This is a genomic window from Sphingomonas sp. TDK1 (assembly GCF_001650735.1).
Lineage (GTDB): Bacteria > Pseudomonadota > Alphaproteobacteria > Sphingomonadales > Sphingomonadaceae > Sphingomonas.
The window spans coordinates 88,409-104,683 of record NZ_LXVY01000004.1; the positions used below are offsets into that span (position 1 = coordinate 88,409).

A 16,275-nucleotide genomic window follows, 5' to 3' on the forward strand; every position below is an offset into this window, starting at 1 on the left:
TGGCAGGCGCATCGGCAGCGGGCGGGTATAGCACAATGGTAGTGCAGCAGCCTTCCAAGCTGAATACGCGGGTTCGATTCCCGCTACCCGCTCCAGTCCTTGCCCCATGACATATGATTCCGCCCCTCTCGCGCTGTATGTGCATTGGCCGTTCTGCGTGTCAAAATGCCCCTATTGCGACTTCAACAGCCATGTCCGCGAAAGCGTAGATCAGGCGCGATGGCGCGATGCGCTGTTAACGGATCTCGCGTACGAGGCCGCGGCGCTGCCGGGCCGGCAGTTGGGCTCGATCTTCTTCGGCGGCGGGACACCCTCGCTGATGCCGCCCGAAACGGTGGCGGCGATTCTCGATGCCGCCGCCAAGGCCTGGACCTTCGCCGACGGGATAGAAATCACGCTGGAGGCTAATCCCTCCTCGGTCGAAGCTGCGCGCTTCGCGGATATCGCCACGGCGGGCGTGAACCGCGTATCGCTGGGGTTGCAGGCGCTTGACGACGATGCGCTCCGGTTCCTGGGCCGCGCACATGGCGTCGACGAGGGGCTGGCCGCATTGGCGACCGCACAAGCGACCTTTGCGCGCGTGAGCTTCGACCTGATCTACGCCCGGCCCGGCCAGTCGCTGCAAGCCTGGGAAGCGGAGCTACGTCGCGCCATCGGCTTCGGAACCGAGCATCTCTCGCTATACCAGTTGACGATCGAGCCCGGCACGCGTTTCGCAACGCTCGCCGCCAAGGGCCAGCTGACGATCCCCGATGCCGACACCGGCGCCGATCTGTTCGAGACGACACGGGCGATCACCGCGGCGGCAGGGCTGCCCGCCTATGAGATTTCCAACCATGCCCGGCCAGGTGCGGAGAGCCGACATAACCTCACCTATTGGCGCTACCGCGACTATGCCGGCATCGGCCCCGGCGCGCATGGTCGCCGTGGTGGAATCGCAACGCTGCGCCACAAGAAGCCGGAGAACTGGCTCGCCGCGATCGACCGCAACGGCCATGGCATGGAGCGCGAGGATCGGCTTGCGCCGGTCGACCGTGCGGTCGAGGCATTGCTCATGGGGCTACGGATCGGCGAAGGCGTGAATCTCGAGCGCATCACTGCACTGGCAGATGGTGCTTCGCCGATCGATGCCGTCGCGCTCGAACGGCTGGTCGGGCATGGCCTTGCGGCACGCGAGGGAAGCCGGCTGCGAATCACCGACGCGGGCATGCCCGTGCTCGAAGCCATTCTGCGCGAGATCGTCGCTTGAACCTGGAGTTGGCATCCCGGCGAAAGCCGGGGTGCATTCGCCTCCGGGTGACGGCAAGACCCTTGAGCACCACCCCGCTCGATGCCGGCTTTCGCCGGGATGACAAACTATAGGTTTGTGCCGAGCGCCCGCGGTCAGTTCGCGCTGGCCGGCGCGGCCGACACCGTCACGATCGAGCCGTCGCGCACTTCCTGCACCTCCAACGCGCGTGCGGCGATGCCGTCGCGGCCGAAACGGAAGGCGCCATCGACGCCGCCGAAGTCGTGGTCGACCAACATCGATGCCGGGAAGTCGGTGTTGTTCTTCCAGTCGCGCGCGATCCGCACCGTCAGCAGTACCGCGTCATAGCCCAGCGCCGACAGCCGGTACGGGGCCGCGCCGAAGCGGGTGCGATACTTCACCGCATATTGACGGTAGACGCCGTCCGGCACGCTGGCGAACCAGGATCCGTTGAGTACCGGGCGGCTGGCGATCGCCGAATCGGTGTTCCACAATTCGGTGCCCAGCACGCGCGCAGCCTTGCCGGCGGGGGTGCGGCGAATGGCCGGCACCGCGAGCGTGGCCGATCCTGCGCTGCCCGCAATCAGGATGGCCTGATAGGAAACGCCCGAAAGTTTCGCGATCGCCGCGTTCATCGAACCCGGCCGTGCATCGTAATTCTGCATGGCAAGCACTTTGCCGCCGGCGCTCTCCACCGCGCGGAGAAATGCCGTCGAACTGCGCTGGCCATAGACGCCGGAGGGGATCAACCCGGCGAACTGGGTAATGCCGTTCCCCTTGGCATAATCGACGACGCGTTCGATCGACTGGGTGGGCGAATAGCCGAGCAGGTACACGCCGTTCCCGGCGGCGCTGGCGTCGTTGGAGAAGCTGAGCACCGGCACCCGCGCCTTGCGCGCGATCGGCGCGACCGCGCGGGCATCCTCGCCCAGCAGCGGCCCGAGGATCAGCTTGTTGCCCTCGGCCACCGCGCGCTCGGCAGCGGCGACCGCCCCGCCGGGGCCGGCGGTGTCATAGCTGGTGATGCGGATCGCATCGGTGTTGGTGTCGAGGATCGCAAGCTGCGTCGCATTCTGCAGCGAGCGGCCGAGCCCGGCATTGGTGCCGGTAAGCGGCACGAGCAGCGCCACGCGGTGGCGCGCGACGTCCTGCGGCAGCCCCTGCTGGATCGGCGTGTTCGGCCGCTCGGCCGGGCGCTCGGCCGGGGCGAGCGGCGCGGTCGGCGGACCGCCGCGCGGCGCGACGCAGGCGCTGGCCAAAAGCGCGAGACCGGTTACGGCCAAACGAAGGGACGCGATGCGTCCCGGTTGCGATCTGCCGCTGCCCTCTGCCATGACACTCCCCGATGGAAAACACGCTTGCGCCCGGCCTCTATATCGTCGCCACCCCGATCGGCAATCTCGGTGACCTGTCGCCGCGCGCCAGCATGATACTCTCTCAAGCCGATGTGGTTGCAGTGGAAGACAGCCGCGTAACCGCCGGCCTGCTCCGCCATATCGGGGTGAAGCGGCCGATGCAGCCCTATCACGACCATAATGCAGATGCGGTGCGCCCCGGCCTGATCGCGCGGATGGGGAGCGAAGCGGTGGCGCTGGTCTCGGACGCGGGCACGCCGCTGATCTCCGACCCCGGCTACAAGCTGGTCCGCGACGCCCGCGCGGCGGGCCACACCGTGGTGACGATCCCCGGCCCCTGCGCCGCCATCGCCGCGCTCACGCTGGCCGGCCTGCCCACCGACCGCTTCTTCTTCCTCGGCTTCCTGCCGAGCAAGGCGCATGCGCGGGCGGAAGCCATCGCGGAAGTCGCCGCGATCAAGGCGACGCTGATCCTCTACGAATCGGGACCGCGCCTCGCCGCGTGCCTCGCCGCGCTCGCGGAGGGCTTGGGGGATCGCGAGGCCGGGGTCGCGCGGGAAATCACCAAGAAGTTCGAGGAATGCGTGACCGGCACGCTCGCCACCCTCGCCGCGCGCTACGCCGAGGCGCCGCCCAAGGGCGAAATCGTCATCATCGTCGGCCCGCCCGGCGAAGCGCCGCCCGCGACCGAAGAGGATGCCGACACCGCGCTTGCCGAGGCGCTGACCCGCCTGCCGGCGTCCAAGGCGGCGGGGGAGGTTGCCAAGAAGCTGGGGCTTGACCGCAAGGCGCTATACGCCCGCGCAATGGAGCTGAAGGGATGAGGGACCGCCGTGCTGCCGAGGCCCGTGGTCGCGACGGCGAGCGCCGCGCCGCCTGGTGGCTGTGGCTCCGCGGCTGGCGCATCCTCGGCCAGCGCATCCGCACGCCGGCGGGAGAAGTCGACATCGTCGCGCGGCGCGGCAACCTGGTGACGTTCGTGGAAGTGAAGACGCGCAAATCCGCGGCCGAACTCGATTATGCGATCGACGAGCGCCGCCTCGCCCGCGTCGCAGCCGCCGCCGAACTGTTGATGCCGCGCTATGCCGGGCCCGGCGATGATATCCGCGTGGACGTGATCCTCATTGCCCCGCGCACGCTGCCTCGCCATATCGAGAACGCCTGGATCGGGTGATGTAGCCCGACAAAACACCCTCGGAGGCCCAATGTCGCTCACCGTCGCCGTGCAGATGGACCCGCTCGATTCGATCAACATTGCGGGCGATTCGAGCTTCGCGCTGATGCTCTCGGCGCAAACGCGCGGCCACCGGCTGTTCCACTATGCGCCCGAGGACCTGAACTACAGCGCCGGCCGGGTGTGGACCCGCGCGCACCCGGTGACGGTGCAACGCGTCGCGGGCGACCATTTCCACTTTGGCGATCCGGTGAAGCTCGATCTCGGCGAAAAGGCCGATGTCGTGCTGATGCGCCAGGATCCCCCCTTCGACCTGGGCTATATCACCGCGACCCACCTGCTCGAACGCATAGCCGATCGCACGCTGGTGGTGAACGACCCCGCCCATGTGCGCAACGCGCCGGAAAAGGTGTGGGTGCTCGATTTCGCGCAATTCATGCCGCCGACGCTCGTCACCCGTTCGGTGGACGAGGCCAAGGCGTTCCTCGCCGAGCATGGCGAGATCGTCGTCAAGCCGCTGCACGGCAATGGCGGCAAGGCCATCTTCAAGATCGGCCGCGACGGCGCCAACCTCTCCTCGCTGATCGAGGTGTTCAACACCGCCTATCGCGAGCCGCATATGGTGCAGGCTTTCCTTCCGGACATCGTGAAGGGCGACAAGCGAATCGTGCTGGTCGACGGCGAAGTCGCCGGCGCGATCAACCGGCTACCCGGCGAGGGCGAGATCCGTTCGAATCTGGCGGTCGGCGGATCGGCGGCGAAGACCGAACTGACGACCCGCGAGAAGGAAATCTGCGCGGTATTGGGCCCGGAACTGAAGAGGCGCGGGCTCCTTTTCGTCGGTATCGACGTTATCGGCGGACAATGGCTGACCGAAATCAACGTCACTTCGCCCACGGGCATCGTCGCGATCGACCGGTTCAACGGCTCCGATACGGCAGGCATGATCTGGGACGCGATCGAGGCCCGGGTCGCCGCGCGCGGCTGATCGGATCCTGACGCGATGGCGATGATCCTCGGCTGGGGCTATTGGGGCATCTTCCTGCTGATGGTGCTGGAAAATGTCGTGCCCCCGGTGCCCTCCGAGGCGATCATGGGCATGGCCGGCATCGGCGCGGCAAAGGGACATTTCGACCCGGTGCTGCTCGTCGTGGTCGGCACGCTCGGCACCGTGCTCGGCAATCTGTTCTGGTGGGAGATCGGGCGGCGGCTAGGCTATGAGCGGCTACAGCCTTTCGTGGCGCGCTGGGGTCGCTGGTTGACGGTCGAATGGCACGATGTCGAGCGTTTCAAGGGCTATTTCGATCGCTGGGGCGGGCCCACCATCTTCGTGTTTCGCTTCATGCCGTTCGGCCGCACCATCATCTCGCTGCCGGCCGGCCTGATGCACATGCCCTTCTGGCGGTTCTGTGCCTATACGGCGGCGGGCAGCGCGATCTGGAACGCGGCACTGGTGGGGGTCGGCTATGGGCTGGGCAGAGCGGTGGCGGAGATCGACCGCTTCGTGACGCCCGCGATCATCGTCGGCGTGGCGGCGATGCTGGTCTTCTATGTATGGCGCGTGCTGACCTGGAAGCCGCGCCAAGCATAGCCTAGGCCCGCGGATGGGCGTTTCGATACACATCCAGGAGATGCGCGGCATCGACCGCGGTGTAGACTTGCGTCGAACTTAGGCTCGCATGCCCGAGCAATTCCTGCAACGCGCGAAGGTCCGCGCCGCGACCGAGCAGATGCGTTGCGAAGCTGTGCCGCAACGCGTGCGGCGTGGTGCGGTCCGACAGGCCCAGGCTGGTACGTGCCGACCGCACCGCCTTGCGAATCGCGCCCGGCGGCAACGGGCCGCCCTTGGCGCCGCGGAACAACGGCAGGTCGCGCGCGGTGCCCCAGGGGCAGGCGGCGACATAGGCTTCGATCGCCGCACGCACCTCCGGCAACAACGGCACGTCGCGTGTCTTGTCGCGCTTGCCGGTGACGCGCAGCGTCGCGCCCAGCGGGAGTGCGGCACCGCTCAGCGCGACCGCCTCGCCGATGCGCAGGCCGGCACCGTAGAGCAGCAGCAGCACCGCCCAATCGCGCGCCGCGATCCAGGGCTCGCGCGCCTCGTCCGACGCCCATTCGGCAAGCGCCACGGCCTCGTGCGGCGCGATCGGGCGGGGCAGGCCCTTCTTCACTTTGGGGCCACGCAAGCGCGGCAGCTGGGCATCGTCGCCGCCGGCGAATTTCAGGAAGGCGCGAACGGCGGAAAGCTCGCGCGCGGCGGAGGCATTGGACAGCCCCTCGCCGCGGCGATGGGCGAGATAGGCTCGTAGATCGGCGGCGCCGACCTTGGCGAGCGTGTCCTGCGCGATGGGGCCGCCCCAATGCTCTTGGAGAAAGCGCAGCAACCGGATGGCGGTCGCCTCATAGGCACGGATCGTGTGCACAGAGCGCCGCCGGTCGCGACCGAGATGCTCGGCGAAGCGGCGCGGGAGGGGGAGGTCGGTCATGGGTGCGGCGCCCCTGCCTTGGACTTGAGCCCCCCAAAGAGACCGTCGTCCTTCCCGCGGAGGCGGGAATCCATTCGCCTGTACGCCGGAGGAACGAACCGCCGCATCAGCGCCAATGGATTCCCGCCTTCGCGGGAATGACAAGGGACCTGACCGGACGCGGGTGCATCGCACGACCGGGCGACGGGAAGGCCGCAGCGGAGTCCGAACCTTCCACGCCAGTCCCTCCCCTAACCCCTCCCGCAAGCGGGAGGGGAAGTTACGCTTCAACCCAGACTCAACCGATCGTCTGGCCGGTCTTGGCCCAATCGGCCATGAACGACTCGATGCCCTTGTCGGTCAGCGGATGCTTGACGAGCTGCTTGATCACCGCCGGCGGGGCGGTCATCACATCGGCACCGATCTTGGCGGCCTGCAGCACATGGATCGGGTGGCGGACGCTGGCGACCAGGATCTCGGTGGCGAAATCATAATTGTCGTAGATCAGGCGGATGTCTTCGATCAGGTCCATGCCGTCGAAGCCGATATCGTCGTGGCGGCCGACGAAGGGCGAGATGAAGGTCGCGCCCGCCTTGGCAGCGAGCAGCGCCTGGTTGGCCGAGAAGCAGAGGGTGACGTTGACCATCGTGCCGTCGTCGGTGAGCGCCTTGCACGCCTTGAGGCCGTCGATCGTCAGCGGCAGCTTGACCGCGACATTGTCGGCGATCTTCCGGACGATTTCCGCCTCGCGCATCATGCCCTCGAAATCGAGCGCGACGACCTCGGCCGAGACCGGGCCTTCGACGATCTCGCAGATCTCCGCCACCACTTCGAGGAAGTTGCGGCCCGACTTGGCGATCAGCGACGGGTTGGTGGTGACGCCGTCGAGCAGCCCGGCATCGGCCAGGTCGCGGATGTCGTCGATGATGGCGGTGTCGGCGAAGAACTTCATGGCAGAACCTTCCAGTGGAGTGTTGCCGCCCGCCTAGCCGACCCGGCCGCGCCGGGCAAACCCCTGCGAAGGGTTGCCATAGACCAGCATCAGCTTCACCTGCGGCTTCTGCAGCTTGCCGATGGTGACGCGGTAGGTGCCGGGTTCGAGGCGGTAATAGACGATCTTATCGATCTTCGCGCAGGTGACACCCGGCGCGCGGGAGGCCATGCGCAAGGGACGGCCGCTGCCCTTGGCCACGTCGATCCAGCCGGGCTGGTCCGCCGCGATGCCGAAGGTGCCGGCCTTGCGGATGGTCACCTGGGTTTCCGCCGCGCCGTTCTTCGCGGCAATCGTCGTCGCATGGCGGGTATCAAGCCCGTCGGCGCTGCGTTCCCAGCCCGACAAGGATCGCGGAAGCTCGGTGCATTGCGGCACCGTCAACATCATTCCAGCTACGAATATCAGCATCGCCGACTCCCCTGTTCAGCGAGTCGCTGTTCTATATTCGTTCCACCCCGAGAACAAGCCGATTCAGTTCGGCACCAGCATCATCTTCGCCTTGGTCTGCGCCAGGCCGCTGGCGAAGGCCCGGTAGGTGCCCGGCGCCAGCTCGAAGCGCACGATCTTGCGGATCGTCGAGCAATCCGGCCCATGCCCATGCGCCACCGACTTCAGCGCCGCGCCCCCAGCCGCCCCCGGCACCACGTCGATCCAGCCCGGCTGGTCGAGCGCGATGCCATAGGTGCCGGCCTTGGCGATGCGGAATTCGATCGTCGCCGCCCGCCCCGGCTTGGCGCCCTTGGGCAGGCCCTTGAGCGTCGAGGCGTCGACCGTCGCCAGCGATACTGCCTTGTCCGCCACCAGCTCGTCGCCGGGGGTGCTCCAGCCGGCGAGCGCGACCGGCAGGCTGGCGTCGGGCGCCTTGCACGCGGTGGTCGCCTGGGCGGGCGCGGTCTGGGCGAGCAGCAGGGCGAGCAACAGCATCGGCGGGTCTCCTTGGACGACGAACCGGCGATACGGGATTCCCGTTCCGTCGAAAATGCCCATATGAGGGCCGATCATGTCCCGCGCGCGCATTCTCGTCCTCCATCCGGCTCTGGGGCCGCTCGACTATCGCGTGCCGCATGGCATGGCGGTCGAGCCCGGCAGCATCGTCATCGTGCCGATCGGCCCGCGCCAGTTCGCCGGCGTGGTGTGGGAGCCCGAGCGGCTGCCGACCGAGGAGATCGGCGACAATCGCCTGCGCGCGATCCTCGCCGTCGCCGACGCGCCGCCGATCCCCGCGCCCGTGCGCCGCCTGATCGAGTGGACCGCGGACTATTATCTCGCCCCGCCCTCCTCGGTGCTGGCGATGACGCTGCGAACCTCGGCGGCGTTCGAGGCAGCGCCGACGATCACCGAATATCGCGCGACCGGCGCGGTCCCCGACCGCCTGACCCCGCAGCGCGCCCAGGCGCTGGAGCGGATCGGCCAGCGCCAAGGGCTGGTGCGCGAGCTCGCCGCGATCGCCGAGGTCTCCGACGCCGTGATCCGCGGCCTGGTAAAGACCGGCGCGATCGAGGCCGTAACCGTCGACACCCAGGCCCCCTATCCGCTCCCCGATCCCGCCTTCGCGCCCCCCGAACTCAACCCCGCCCAGGGAGCGGTGGCGGGCGGCTTGCGCACCGCGGTGGAGACCGCCGCCTTCCAGCCCTTCCTGCTCGACGGCGTCACCGGATCGGGCAAGACCGAAGTCTATTTCGAGGCGGTCGCCGCCGCGATCGAGGCCGGAAAGCAGACACTCGTGCTGTTCCCCGAGATCGCGCTGACCGAGCCCTTCCTCACCCGCTTCGCCCGCCGCTTCGGCTGCGAGCCGGTGGCGTGGCATTCGGGTCTGCGCAGCTCCGAGCGCCGCCGCGCCTGGCGCGCGATCGCCAGCGGCGAGGCGATGGTGACGGTAGGCGCGCGCTCGGCGCTGTTCCTGCCCTATCCCAAGCTCGGCCTGATCGTCGTCGACGAGGCGCACGAAACCAGCTTCAAGCAGGAAGATGGCGTGCATTATCACGCCCGCGACGTGGCGGTGATGCGCGGCATGTTCGAACGGTGCCCCGTGGTCCTCGCCTCCGCCACGCCGGCGATCGAGACGCGGCACCAGGTCGAAGTCGGCCGCTATGCCGAGCTCAAGCTGCCCGGCCGCTACGGCGCCGCCGAACTACCGAAGATCGAGGCGATCGACCTGATCCGCGAGCCGCCGGAGCGCGGCCGCTGGCTGGCCCCCCGGCTGGTCGCCGCGATCGAGGAGACGCTCAAGCGCGGCGAACAGTCGCTCCTGTTCCTCAACCGCCGCGGCTACGCGCCGCTGACATTGTGCCGCCACTGCGGCCACCGTTTCCAGTGCCCGAACTGCACGGCGTGGATGGTCGAGCACCGGCTGCTCCATCGCTTGTCCTGCCACCATTGCGGCCACACCATGCCGACGCCAAGCATGTGCCCCGAATGCAAGTCCGACGACACGCTGGTCGCCTGCGGCCCGGGCGTGGAGCGCATCGCCGACGAGGTGGCGGCGCTGTGGCCCGAGGCGCGCACCACCATCGTCACCTCGGACACGCTCTGGTCCCCGGCCAAGGCCGCCGAATTCGTGTCACGGATGGAGCATGGCGCGATCGACATCGTCGTCGGTACCCAGCTGGTCACCAAGGGCTATCACTTCCCCAACCTGACGCTGGTCGGTGTGGTCGACGCCGATCTCGGGCTCGACGGCGGCGACCTGCGCGCCTCCGAACGCACCTTCCAGCAGATCATGCAGGTATCGGGGCGCGCCGGTCGCGGCGAGAAGCCGGGCACGGTGTTCATCCAGACCCATGCGCCCGAGGCGCAGGTGATGCAGGCGCTCGTCTCCGGCGATGCCGAAGCCTTCTATGCGGCCGAGACCGAGGCGCGTCGCCACGCCGAAGCGCCGCCCTTCGGCCGCTATGCTGCGATCATCGTCTCCTCCGAGGACAAGGCGGCGGCGGAGGAAACCGCGCGGATGATCGGCCGTTCGGCGCCGGAGCTCGCCGAGATGCACGTCTACGGCCCAGCCCCCGCGCCCCTGGCAATGCTGCGCGGGCGGCATCGATTCCGCCTGCTCGTGCACGCCAGGCGCAGCTTCGACGTGCAGGACGTGGTGCGCAACTGGCTGGGCGCCCTCAGCTGGAGCGCCCGGGTACGCGTGGCAGTGGACGTGGATCCCTATAGCTTCGTGTGAGCGTCGCCGCTTGAACCGCCGCCGCTTTTCGCCGAAAGCGCGCGGCATGACTTTGACCGGGTTGTTTTCGCGCATGCGGCTCATCTTCGTGCTGATGGTGACGCTGCTTGCCTGGGCCGCGCCGGCCCATGCCGACGATATATCGGCGGCCGGGCGCGGTGTCGTGCGGATCGTCACCATCGCGGTCGCGGACGACGAGGTGGTCGGCTTCGGCCATGGCAGCGGGTTTGCGGTCGCGCCGAACCGCGTCGTCACCAACGCGCATGTCGTCGAGCTCGCCTCGCGCTATCCCGGCAATGTCGTGATCGGAGTGGTGCCGTCCGAGGGGAGCAAGTCCTTCCAGGGCAAGCTGATCGCGATCGACACCAAGCGCGACCTGGCACTGATCGAGTTCAGCGGCGCCAAGCTGCCGACGCTGGCGCTGTCCAGCGCCGCCGTCACCGACGGCGAAACGCTGATCGCGCTCGGCTATCCCGGCAATGTCGACGTCGCCACGGCGCGGTCGGCCGCCGACTTCATCACCCCGCAATCGCCGGTGCGCTCGCAGGGCGGCTTTGCCGGCACTCGAACGCTGGAGGGCATTTCGGTGCTGCTCCACACCGCCAATATCGCGCGCGGCAATTCGGGCGGCCCGCTGCTCGATGCCTGCGGCCGCGTGCTGGGCGTGAACTCGGCGATCACCAACAGCGAGGAGGGCGATTCGACCTTCGCCTTCGCCATCTCGGATGCCGAGCTGAACGGATTCCTTACCCAGGCCAAGCAGCCCTTCGTATCGGTGGCGGCGCCGTGCATCAGCGTCGACCAGCGCAGCGCGCTCGACAAGGCGGCCGAGGAAAAGGATCGCGCCGACGCCGCCAACCGGAATGCGCAGGCAGAATCCGCCGCCGCCCGCGCCCGCGAAGCCGCGATCGACAAGGCGCGCGCGGCGAATGAGTCCACCCGAGAAACCTATATGGCCGGCGCGGCGGTGCTGCTGGTGTTCGGCGCGCTGGCACTCGGCGCGGCAGGACTGCTGCTCTCGCGCGACCAGCAGCGGGCGGGCGTTTGGACCGCCGTCGGCGGCGGAGCGCTGCTGCTCGGTGCGGTGGCGCTGTTCGTACTGCGCCCGAGCTTCGACGAGGCGAGCATCGCCGCGCCGAGCGAGGGCAACGAAACGGCCGAGGCCAAGCTGCCGGCGGACACCGCGCAGGGGCCGCTGGTCTGCACCCTCCAGCCCGATCGCAGCCGCATCACGGTGTCGGCAGGCGAAGCAGTGCGGCTGAACGCAGGCCCGGACGGCTGTTTCGACGGCGGCACCCAATATGCCGAGTCCGGCCGCCGCTGGCAGCGCGTGCTCGTCCCCGCCGACGAGCAGACGGTAACGGTGCGCGAGTTCGATCCGGACAGCGAGACGCTGACCGACACCCGCTATTTTCTCTCCGCCGCCGACATGGAGAAGGTCCGCGAGGTGAAGCCCGCCGTACCGGTGAGCCAGTGCACCGCCGACCAGGCCAAGCGCGCAAGCCTGGCCAGCCTGCAGCAGTCGATGCGCGCGGCACTGCCCTCGGCCTATAACGAAAAGCTCGTCTATCACTGCGCGCCCGGCGCAGCGCAGTAACGCCTGAACCCTCTCCCGTCGTGGGAGGAGGATACGACGCCTATTTCCGCTCGCGCACGCCTTCGCGGCTGCGCAGCGTGCGCTTGCGCTCCAGACCATAGGCATAGCCGCCCATGCTCCCGTCACCGCGCTGGGCGCGGTGGCAGGGAATGGCGAGCGCGACCGGATTGGCGCCGCATGCGGTGCCCGCCGCGCGCACGGCCGCGGGCTTTCCCGCCATCGCCGCAAGTTCGGCATAGCTGCGCGTCTCGCCGGCCGGGATCGTCCGCAGCGCCTGCCACACCGCCTCCTGGAAGGCGGTGCCCTGCACGTCGAGCGGCAGGTCGCGCTGACGATTGGGATCCTCGACCATCGCCACCACCTCGGCCGCGAGCGCGGCGAAGTCCGCGTCGCCAGCCACCACCGTCGCGGCAGGGAAGCGGCGGGCGAGCATGTCCGCATCCTCGTCGAAGGCGATGCGGCAAAGGCCCTTGTCCGTCGCCGCGATGAGCAGCGGGCCGAGGCTGGTATCCGCGATCGTCCAGCGGATCGTCACCCCCGCCCCGCCGCTACGCCACGCGCTCGGCACCATCCCGAGCCGCGCGCCTGCCTCGGCATAGAAGCGGCTGGGGGCCGAATAGCCGGCGGCATAGATCGCCTGGGTCACGCTTGCCTCCTCGTCGAGTGCCGCGGCGGCCCGCCGTGCGCGCAGGCCCCGGGCATAGGCGGCGGGGGTCACGCCGGTCGCACGCTTGAACAGCCGGTTGAAATGATGCGGGGCATAGCCGACCGCCGCCGACAGCGCCTCGAGGCCGATCGGTTCCTCGGCCGCATCGAGCAGCGCCGTGGCACGGGCGACGGCAGTGGCGTCGCGTGCGGCTTCGTCGGGCTTGCAGCGCAGGCACGCGCGGAAGCCAGCGGCGGCGGCCTCCCACCCCGCATCGAAGAAGCGGACATTCTCCGGTCGGGGTCGCCGCGCCGGGCAGCTGGGCTTGCAGTAGATCCCGGTCGTCGTCACCGCGACGACGAAGCGGCCATCCTGCGCCCGGTCGCGCGCGGCGAAGGCGTTCCAGCGGGCATCGTCGAGGGCTGCAGCATCGGTCATGCCATCGCTATACGCCCATTGGCGTAGTTGCGGCATCCCGTCGCTTGCGCGCAAAGCCGCTCCGGCTCTTGCAGTCGGCGCGCTTTGCTGGCAACGTTAACGTTAACACGCGTGCTGGCGCGGTTTGGGGAGAGTGCATGTCCTTCTGGCACCGCACGAGCGCGCTGCGCTGGTGGATCATCGGCATCGTCATGCTGGGCACGATGCTCAACTATCTGACGCGAAGCACGCTGGCGGTCGCGGCGCCGAGCTTCATGGTCGATCTCCACATCAACGAGCAGCAATATTCCTACATCACCGCGGCCTTTCAGGGCGGCATCATGCTGCAGCCGGTGGTGGGCTATATCCTCGACGTGGTGGGCCTGCGATCCGGCATGGTGCTGTTCGCCGCCGGCTGGGGCCTGCTGAGCATGGCGCACGGCCTCGCGTTCAGCTGGCAATGGCTGTTCGCGCTGCGCGGCATGCTGGGCTTTGCCGAGGGGACGTCGCACACCGGCGGCCTCAAGGTCGTCTCGGAGTGGTTCCCGGCGCGCGAGCGCGGCTTTGCGGGCGGGATCTACAACCTCGGCGCCTCGGCAGGTGCGGCACTTGCGGCACCGCTGGTGGCGGGATCGATCGCCTTGTGGAACTGGCGCGCGGCCTTCGTCGTCACCGGCGTGCTGGCGCTGCTCTGGGCGCTGCTCTGGCTTGCCAACTATCGCACGCCGCAGACGCATCCGAGCCTCTCGGACCAGGAGCGTGACCTGATCCTCAGCGGACAGGAGGCGCATATCCAGGAACGCGCCGAGCGCCCCTCGATCGTCCGCCTGCTCACCCAGCGCAACTTCTGGGGCATCGCCCTGCCGCGCTTCCTCGCCGACCCGACCTGGGGGACGCTCACCTTCTGGATGCCGCTCTATCTGGTGAAGGTGCGCGGATTCAACCTGGGCGAGATCGCGGTTTCCGCCTTCCTGCCGTTCATCGCCGCCGACCTGGGCTGCATGTTCGGACCCGCCCTGGCGCTGTTCCTGCAGCGGCGCGGCATCAGCCTGATCAACGCGCGGCGCTGGACCTTCACCTTCGGCGCGCTGCTGATGACCGGCATGGTGTTCGTCGCCAGCGTCGAGAGCGCCTGGCTGGCGGTGGCGCTGCTCTGCCTGGGCGGGTTCGCGCACCAAACGCTGTCGGTCACCGTCATCACCATGGCCAGCGACCTGTTCCCGCGCAACGAGCTCGGCACCGTCGCGGGGCTTGCCGGCACCTTCGCCAACAGCAGCATCCTGATCTTCTCGCTGCTGATCGGCGGGCTGGTCGCCTCGCTCGGCTATGGCCCCTTCTTCATCGCCCTCGGGCTGCTCGACCTCGTCGCCGCCCTTCTTCTCTGGACCCTCGTCAAGGCGCCCCGATGATCCGCAATCCGATCCTGCCCGGCTTCAACCCCGATCCGTCGATCTGCCGCGTCGGCGACGATTATTATATCGCGACCTCGACCTTCGAGTGGTTCCCCGGCGTGCAGATCCACCACAGCCGCGACCTCGCCAACTGGACGCTGGTCGCCCGGCCGCTGGTGCGCGCCTCGCAGCTCGACATGCGCGGCGATCCGGACAGCTGCGGGGTGTGGGCGCCGTGCCTCACCCATGACGGCACCCGCTTCCACCTGCTCTACACCGATGTGAAGCGCTATGGCCGCACGACGATGGGGGGCGCCTCGGGCGCATCGCTGCGCGACTTCCACAACTATCTCGTCACCTGCGACACGATCGACGGCGACTGGTCCGATCCGATCCACCTCAATTCGAGCGGGTTCGACCCCTCGCTGTTCCATGACGAGGACGGCCGCAAATGGGTGGTCAACCAGCTCTGGGACCATCGCCCCGGCCGCAACCGCTTCGCGGGCATCGTGCTGCAGGAATATGATCCGGCGGCGGGCAAGCTGGTGGGCGCGCGCACCAACATCTTCCCCGGCACCGCGCTGGGGCTGACCGAGGCGCCGCACCTCTATCGCCGCGGCGACTTCTACTACCTCCTCACCGCCGAGGGCGGCACCGGCTGGAACCATGCCGTCACCATGGCGCGGTCGCGCGACATCACCGGGCCATACGAGCTGCACCCGGACACGTACATTCTCTCCAGCCGCACCCGCCCCGACGCGGTGCTGGCGCGCGCGGGCCATGCCGATCTGGTCCACACCGCGGACGGCGAACCCTGGCTCGCCTATCTGTGTGGGCGCCCGCTGCCGAATCGCGGCCGCTGCGTGCTCGGCCGCGAGACCGCGATCCAGCCGATGCGCTGGGCCGAGGATGGCTGGCTCTACACCCGAGACGGCCGCGGCCTGCCCGAGCTGGAAGTGCCGGCGCTGAGCAACACCCCCTCGCCGGGGCGGCAGACCGAGGAGCACCACGACTTCGATTCGGCCACCCTGCCGATCGACCTGCAATGGCTGCGCACCCCCGAGCCCGACCGCATCTTCAGCCTCACCGCGCGGCCCGGCCATCTCCGCCTGTTCGGGCGCGAAACGATCGGCAGCGTGTTCACCCAGGCGCTGGTCGCGCGCCGGCTGCAGGCCTTCTGCACCTCGACCAGCTGCGTGCTCGACTTCGAGCCGCAGGACTTCCAGCAGGCGGCGGGGCTGGTGGTCTATTACAACAGCACCAAGTTCCACTACCTGCATGTCAGCCATGACGAGGACATGGGCCGCCATCTCCGCGTGATGACAGCGCTGCCCGACGCGCCGCAGGGCGATGCCTTCACCGCGCCGATCCCGCTGCCGGCGGGGCCAGTGGAGTTACGCTGCGAGGTGGATTACGAGCGGCTGCGCTTCGGCTGGCGCATGGCAGGCGCGGAGGCCTGGCACTGGCTCCCCGAACTGTTCGACGCCTCGATCCTCTCCGACGAGGCGAGCGCCCCCGGCCTGCCCAACTTCACCGGCGCGTTCATCGGCATGGCCTGCCAGGACATGGGCGGCACGGGGATGCCGGCGGATTTCGACTGGTTCGCGTATCGCGAGCGGGCGTTCGTGGTGGATCCGACGGTGGGCTAAACCCGTAGGCGCGTCGCGCATGCCCGAATCTTGTGGGAAGCGGCCGTTAGCCTCCCAGACCGAATGCCGCAGCGATGAACGGGCCGAGCAAGAGGGTGAGGAATATAACCCAGCCCTCCCACGTAGCTGGAAAAAACGGCTTTCCTCGCCCTTCTACGAACCAATCGCCGGG

At 68.6% G+C, this 16,275-nt stretch carries 15 protein-coding genes and 1 tRNA gene; 10 read left to right on the plus strand and 6 right to left on the minus strand.

Annotation, left to right across the window (positions count from 1 at the left end; translation table 11 throughout):
• Positions 1 to 21 precede the first annotated feature (21 nt).
• A tRNA-Gly gene (locus A7X12_RS03995) sits at positions 22 to 95 on the plus strand.
• Positions 96 to 106: 11 nt separating this feature from the next.
• Positions 107 to 1,249: a radical SAM family heme chaperone HemW gene (gene hemW / locus A7X12_RS04000; protein ID WP_064310357.1), complete on the plus strand. Its 1,143-nt coding sequence runs from the start codon at positions 107 to 109 to the stop codon at positions 1,247 to 1,249.
• 134 nt (positions 1,250 to 1,383) lie between these two features.
• On the opposite strand, the gene A7X12_RS04005 is transcribed toward hemW, so the two are convergent.
• A complete protein-coding gene (locus tag A7X12_RS04005; RefSeq protein WP_064310358.1) occupies positions 1,384 to 2,583 on the minus strand; it encodes a penicillin-binding protein activator in 1,200 nt (399 codons plus the stop codon).
• An 11-nt stretch (positions 2,584 to 2,594) separates the two neighbouring features.
• Here A7X12_RS04005 and rsmI point away from each other — a divergent pair, with 11 nt between their 5' ends.
• From rsmI to A7X12_RS04025, 4 genes are read left to right on the plus strand one after another with little or no spacing between them, the layout of a single operon-like run.
• Positions 2,595 to 3,428, plus strand: a complete 834-nt coding sequence (gene rsmI, locus A7X12_RS04010; RefSeq protein WP_064310359.1) for a 16S rRNA (cytidine(1402)-2'-O)-methyltransferase — start codon at positions 2,595 to 2,597, stop codon at positions 3,426 to 3,428.
• On the plus strand, positions 3,425 to 3,778 hold the full coding sequence (locus A7X12_RS04015; RefSeq protein ID WP_064310360.1) for a YraN family protein: 354 nt from the start codon (positions 3,425 to 3,427) through the stop codon (positions 3,776 to 3,778). The genes rsmI and A7X12_RS04015 overlap by 4 nt, the downstream gene beginning before the upstream one ends.
• Positions 3,779 to 3,809: 31 nt before the next feature.
• Entirely contained in the window at positions 3,810 to 4,766 is a 957-nt protein-coding gene (gshB, locus tag A7X12_RS04020) for a glutathione synthase (protein WP_064310361.1), read from the plus strand.
• 15 nt (positions 4,767 to 4,781) lie between these two features.
• Complete coding sequence (locus A7X12_RS04025) at positions 4,782 to 5,369, plus strand: DedA family protein (protein ID WP_064310362.1); 588 nt, start codon at positions 4,782 to 4,784, stop codon at positions 5,367 to 5,369.
• Position 5,370: 1 nt separating this feature from the next.
• On the opposite strand, the gene A7X12_RS04030 is transcribed toward A7X12_RS04025, so the two are convergent.
• The 4 genes from A7X12_RS04030 to A7X12_RS04045 all read right to left on the minus strand — a co-directional run bounded on the left by A7X12_RS04030 (position 5,371) and on the right by A7X12_RS04045 (position 8,254).
• Positions 5,371 to 6,264 (minus strand): tyrosine recombinase XerC, encoded by an 894-nt coding sequence (locus A7X12_RS04030; protein ID WP_064310363.1) that lies wholly within the window; start codon positions 6,262 to 6,264, stop codon positions 5,371 to 5,373.
• A gap of 277 nt (positions 6,265 to 6,541) precedes the next feature.
• Positions 6,542 to 7,195 carry a fructose-6-phosphate aldolase gene (gene fsa, locus A7X12_RS04035; protein WP_064310364.1) on the minus strand — a complete coding sequence of 218 codons (654 nt, stop codon included), beginning with the start codon at positions 7,193 to 7,195 and terminating at the stop codon, positions 6,542 to 6,544.
• Positions 7,196 to 7,228: 33 nt separating this feature from the next.
• Complete coding sequence (locus A7X12_RS04040) at positions 7,229 to 7,645, minus strand: hypothetical protein (protein WP_064310365.1); 417 nt, start codon at positions 7,643 to 7,645, stop codon at positions 7,229 to 7,231.
• A gap of 63 nt (positions 7,646 to 7,708) precedes the next feature.
• Positions 7,709 to 8,254 (minus strand): hypothetical protein, encoded by a 546-nt coding sequence (locus A7X12_RS04045; RefSeq protein WP_232318351.1) that lies wholly within the window; start codon positions 8,252 to 8,254, stop codon positions 7,709 to 7,711.
• Between A7X12_RS04045 and A7X12_RS04050 the strand changes: the two genes are divergently transcribed.
• Entirely contained in the window at positions 8,238 to 10,403 is a 2,166-nt protein-coding gene (locus tag A7X12_RS04050; protein ID WP_064310366.1) for a primosomal protein N', read from the plus strand. The genes A7X12_RS04045 and A7X12_RS04050 overlap by 17 nt on opposite strands.
• Before the next feature lie 46 nt (positions 10,404 to 10,449).
• Entirely contained in the window at positions 10,450 to 12,000 is a 1,551-nt protein-coding gene (locus A7X12_RS04055; RefSeq protein WP_232318352.1) for a S1C family serine protease, read from the plus strand.
• Between the two features lie 40 nt (positions 12,001 to 12,040).
• Here the strand turns inward: A7X12_RS04055 and ada are convergent, their stop codons facing one another.
• Entirely contained in the window at positions 12,041 to 13,084 is a 1,044-nt protein-coding gene (ada, locus tag A7X12_RS04060; RefSeq protein WP_064310367.1) for a bifunctional DNA-binding transcriptional regulator/O6-methylguanine-DNA methyltransferase Ada, read from the minus strand.
• Between the two features lie 137 nt (positions 13,085 to 13,221).
• Between ada and A7X12_RS04065 the strand changes: the two genes are divergently transcribed.
• Positions 13,222 to 14,472: an MFS transporter gene (locus tag A7X12_RS04065; protein WP_064310368.1), complete on the plus strand. Its 1,251-nt coding sequence runs from the start codon at positions 13,222 to 13,224 to the stop codon at positions 14,470 to 14,472.
• Entirely contained in the window at positions 14,469 to 16,103 is a 1,635-nt protein-coding gene (locus tag A7X12_RS04070; protein ID WP_064310369.1) for a glycoside hydrolase family 43 protein, read from the plus strand. The genes A7X12_RS04065 and A7X12_RS04070 overlap by 4 nt, the downstream gene beginning before the upstream one ends.
• Positions 16,104 to 16,275 lie beyond the last annotated feature (172 nt).

What these genes read in the sequence shown, in the direction of transcription:
- hemW (WP_064310357.1), top strand. Translation starts at nt 107, where the DNA reads ATGACATATGATTCCGCCCCTCTCGCGCTGTATGTGCATTGGCCGTTC.
- A7X12_RS04005 (WP_064310358.1), bottom strand. Translation starts at nt 2,583, where the DNA reads ATGGCAGAGGGCAGCGGCAGATCGCAACCGGGACGCATCGCGTCCCTT.
- rsmI (WP_064310359.1), top strand. Translation starts at nt 2,595, where the DNA reads ATGGAAAACACGCTTGCGCCCGGCCTCTATATCGTCGCCACCCCGATC.
- A7X12_RS04015 (WP_064310360.1), top strand. Translation starts at nt 3,425, where the DNA reads ATGAGGGACCGCCGTGCTGCCGAGGCCCGTGGTCGCGACGGCGAGCGC.
- gshB (WP_064310361.1), top strand. Translation starts at nt 3,810, where the DNA reads ATGTCGCTCACCGTCGCCGTGCAGATGGACCCGCTCGATTCGATCAAC.
- A7X12_RS04025 (WP_064310362.1), top strand. Translation starts at nt 4,782, where the DNA reads ATGGCGATGATCCTCGGCTGGGGCTATTGGGGCATCTTCCTGCTGATG.
- A7X12_RS04030 (WP_064310363.1), bottom strand. Translation starts at nt 6,264, where the DNA reads ATGACCGACCTCCCCCTCCCGCGCCGCTTCGCCGAGCATCTCGGTCGC.
- fsa (WP_064310364.1), bottom strand. Translation starts at nt 7,195, where the DNA reads ATGAAGTTCTTCGCCGACACCGCCATCATCGACGACATCCGCGACCTG.
- A7X12_RS04040 (WP_064310365.1), bottom strand. Translation starts at nt 7,645, where the DNA reads ATGCTGATATTCGTAGCTGGAATGATGTTGACGGTGCCGCAATGCACC.
- A7X12_RS04050 (WP_064310366.1), top strand. Translation starts at nt 8,238, where the DNA reads ATGTCCCGCGCGCGCATTCTCGTCCTCCATCCGGCTCTGGGGCCGCTC.
- A7X12_RS04045 (WP_232318351.1), bottom strand. Translation starts at nt 8,254, where the DNA reads ATGCGCGCGCGGGACATGATCGGCCCTCATATGGGCATTTTCGACGGA.
- A7X12_RS04055 (WP_232318352.1), top strand. Translation starts at nt 10,450, where the DNA reads ATGACTTTGACCGGGTTGTTTTCGCGCATGCGGCTCATCTTCGTGCTG.
- ada (WP_064310367.1), bottom strand. Translation starts at nt 13,084, where the DNA reads ATGACCGATGCTGCAGCCCTCGACGATGCCCGCTGGAACGCCTTCGCC.
- A7X12_RS04065 (WP_064310368.1), top strand. Translation starts at nt 13,222, where the DNA reads ATGTCCTTCTGGCACCGCACGAGCGCGCTGCGCTGGTGGATCATCGGC.
- A7X12_RS04070 (WP_064310369.1), top strand. Translation starts at nt 14,469, where the DNA reads ATGATCCGCAATCCGATCCTGCCCGGCTTCAACCCCGATCCGTCGATC.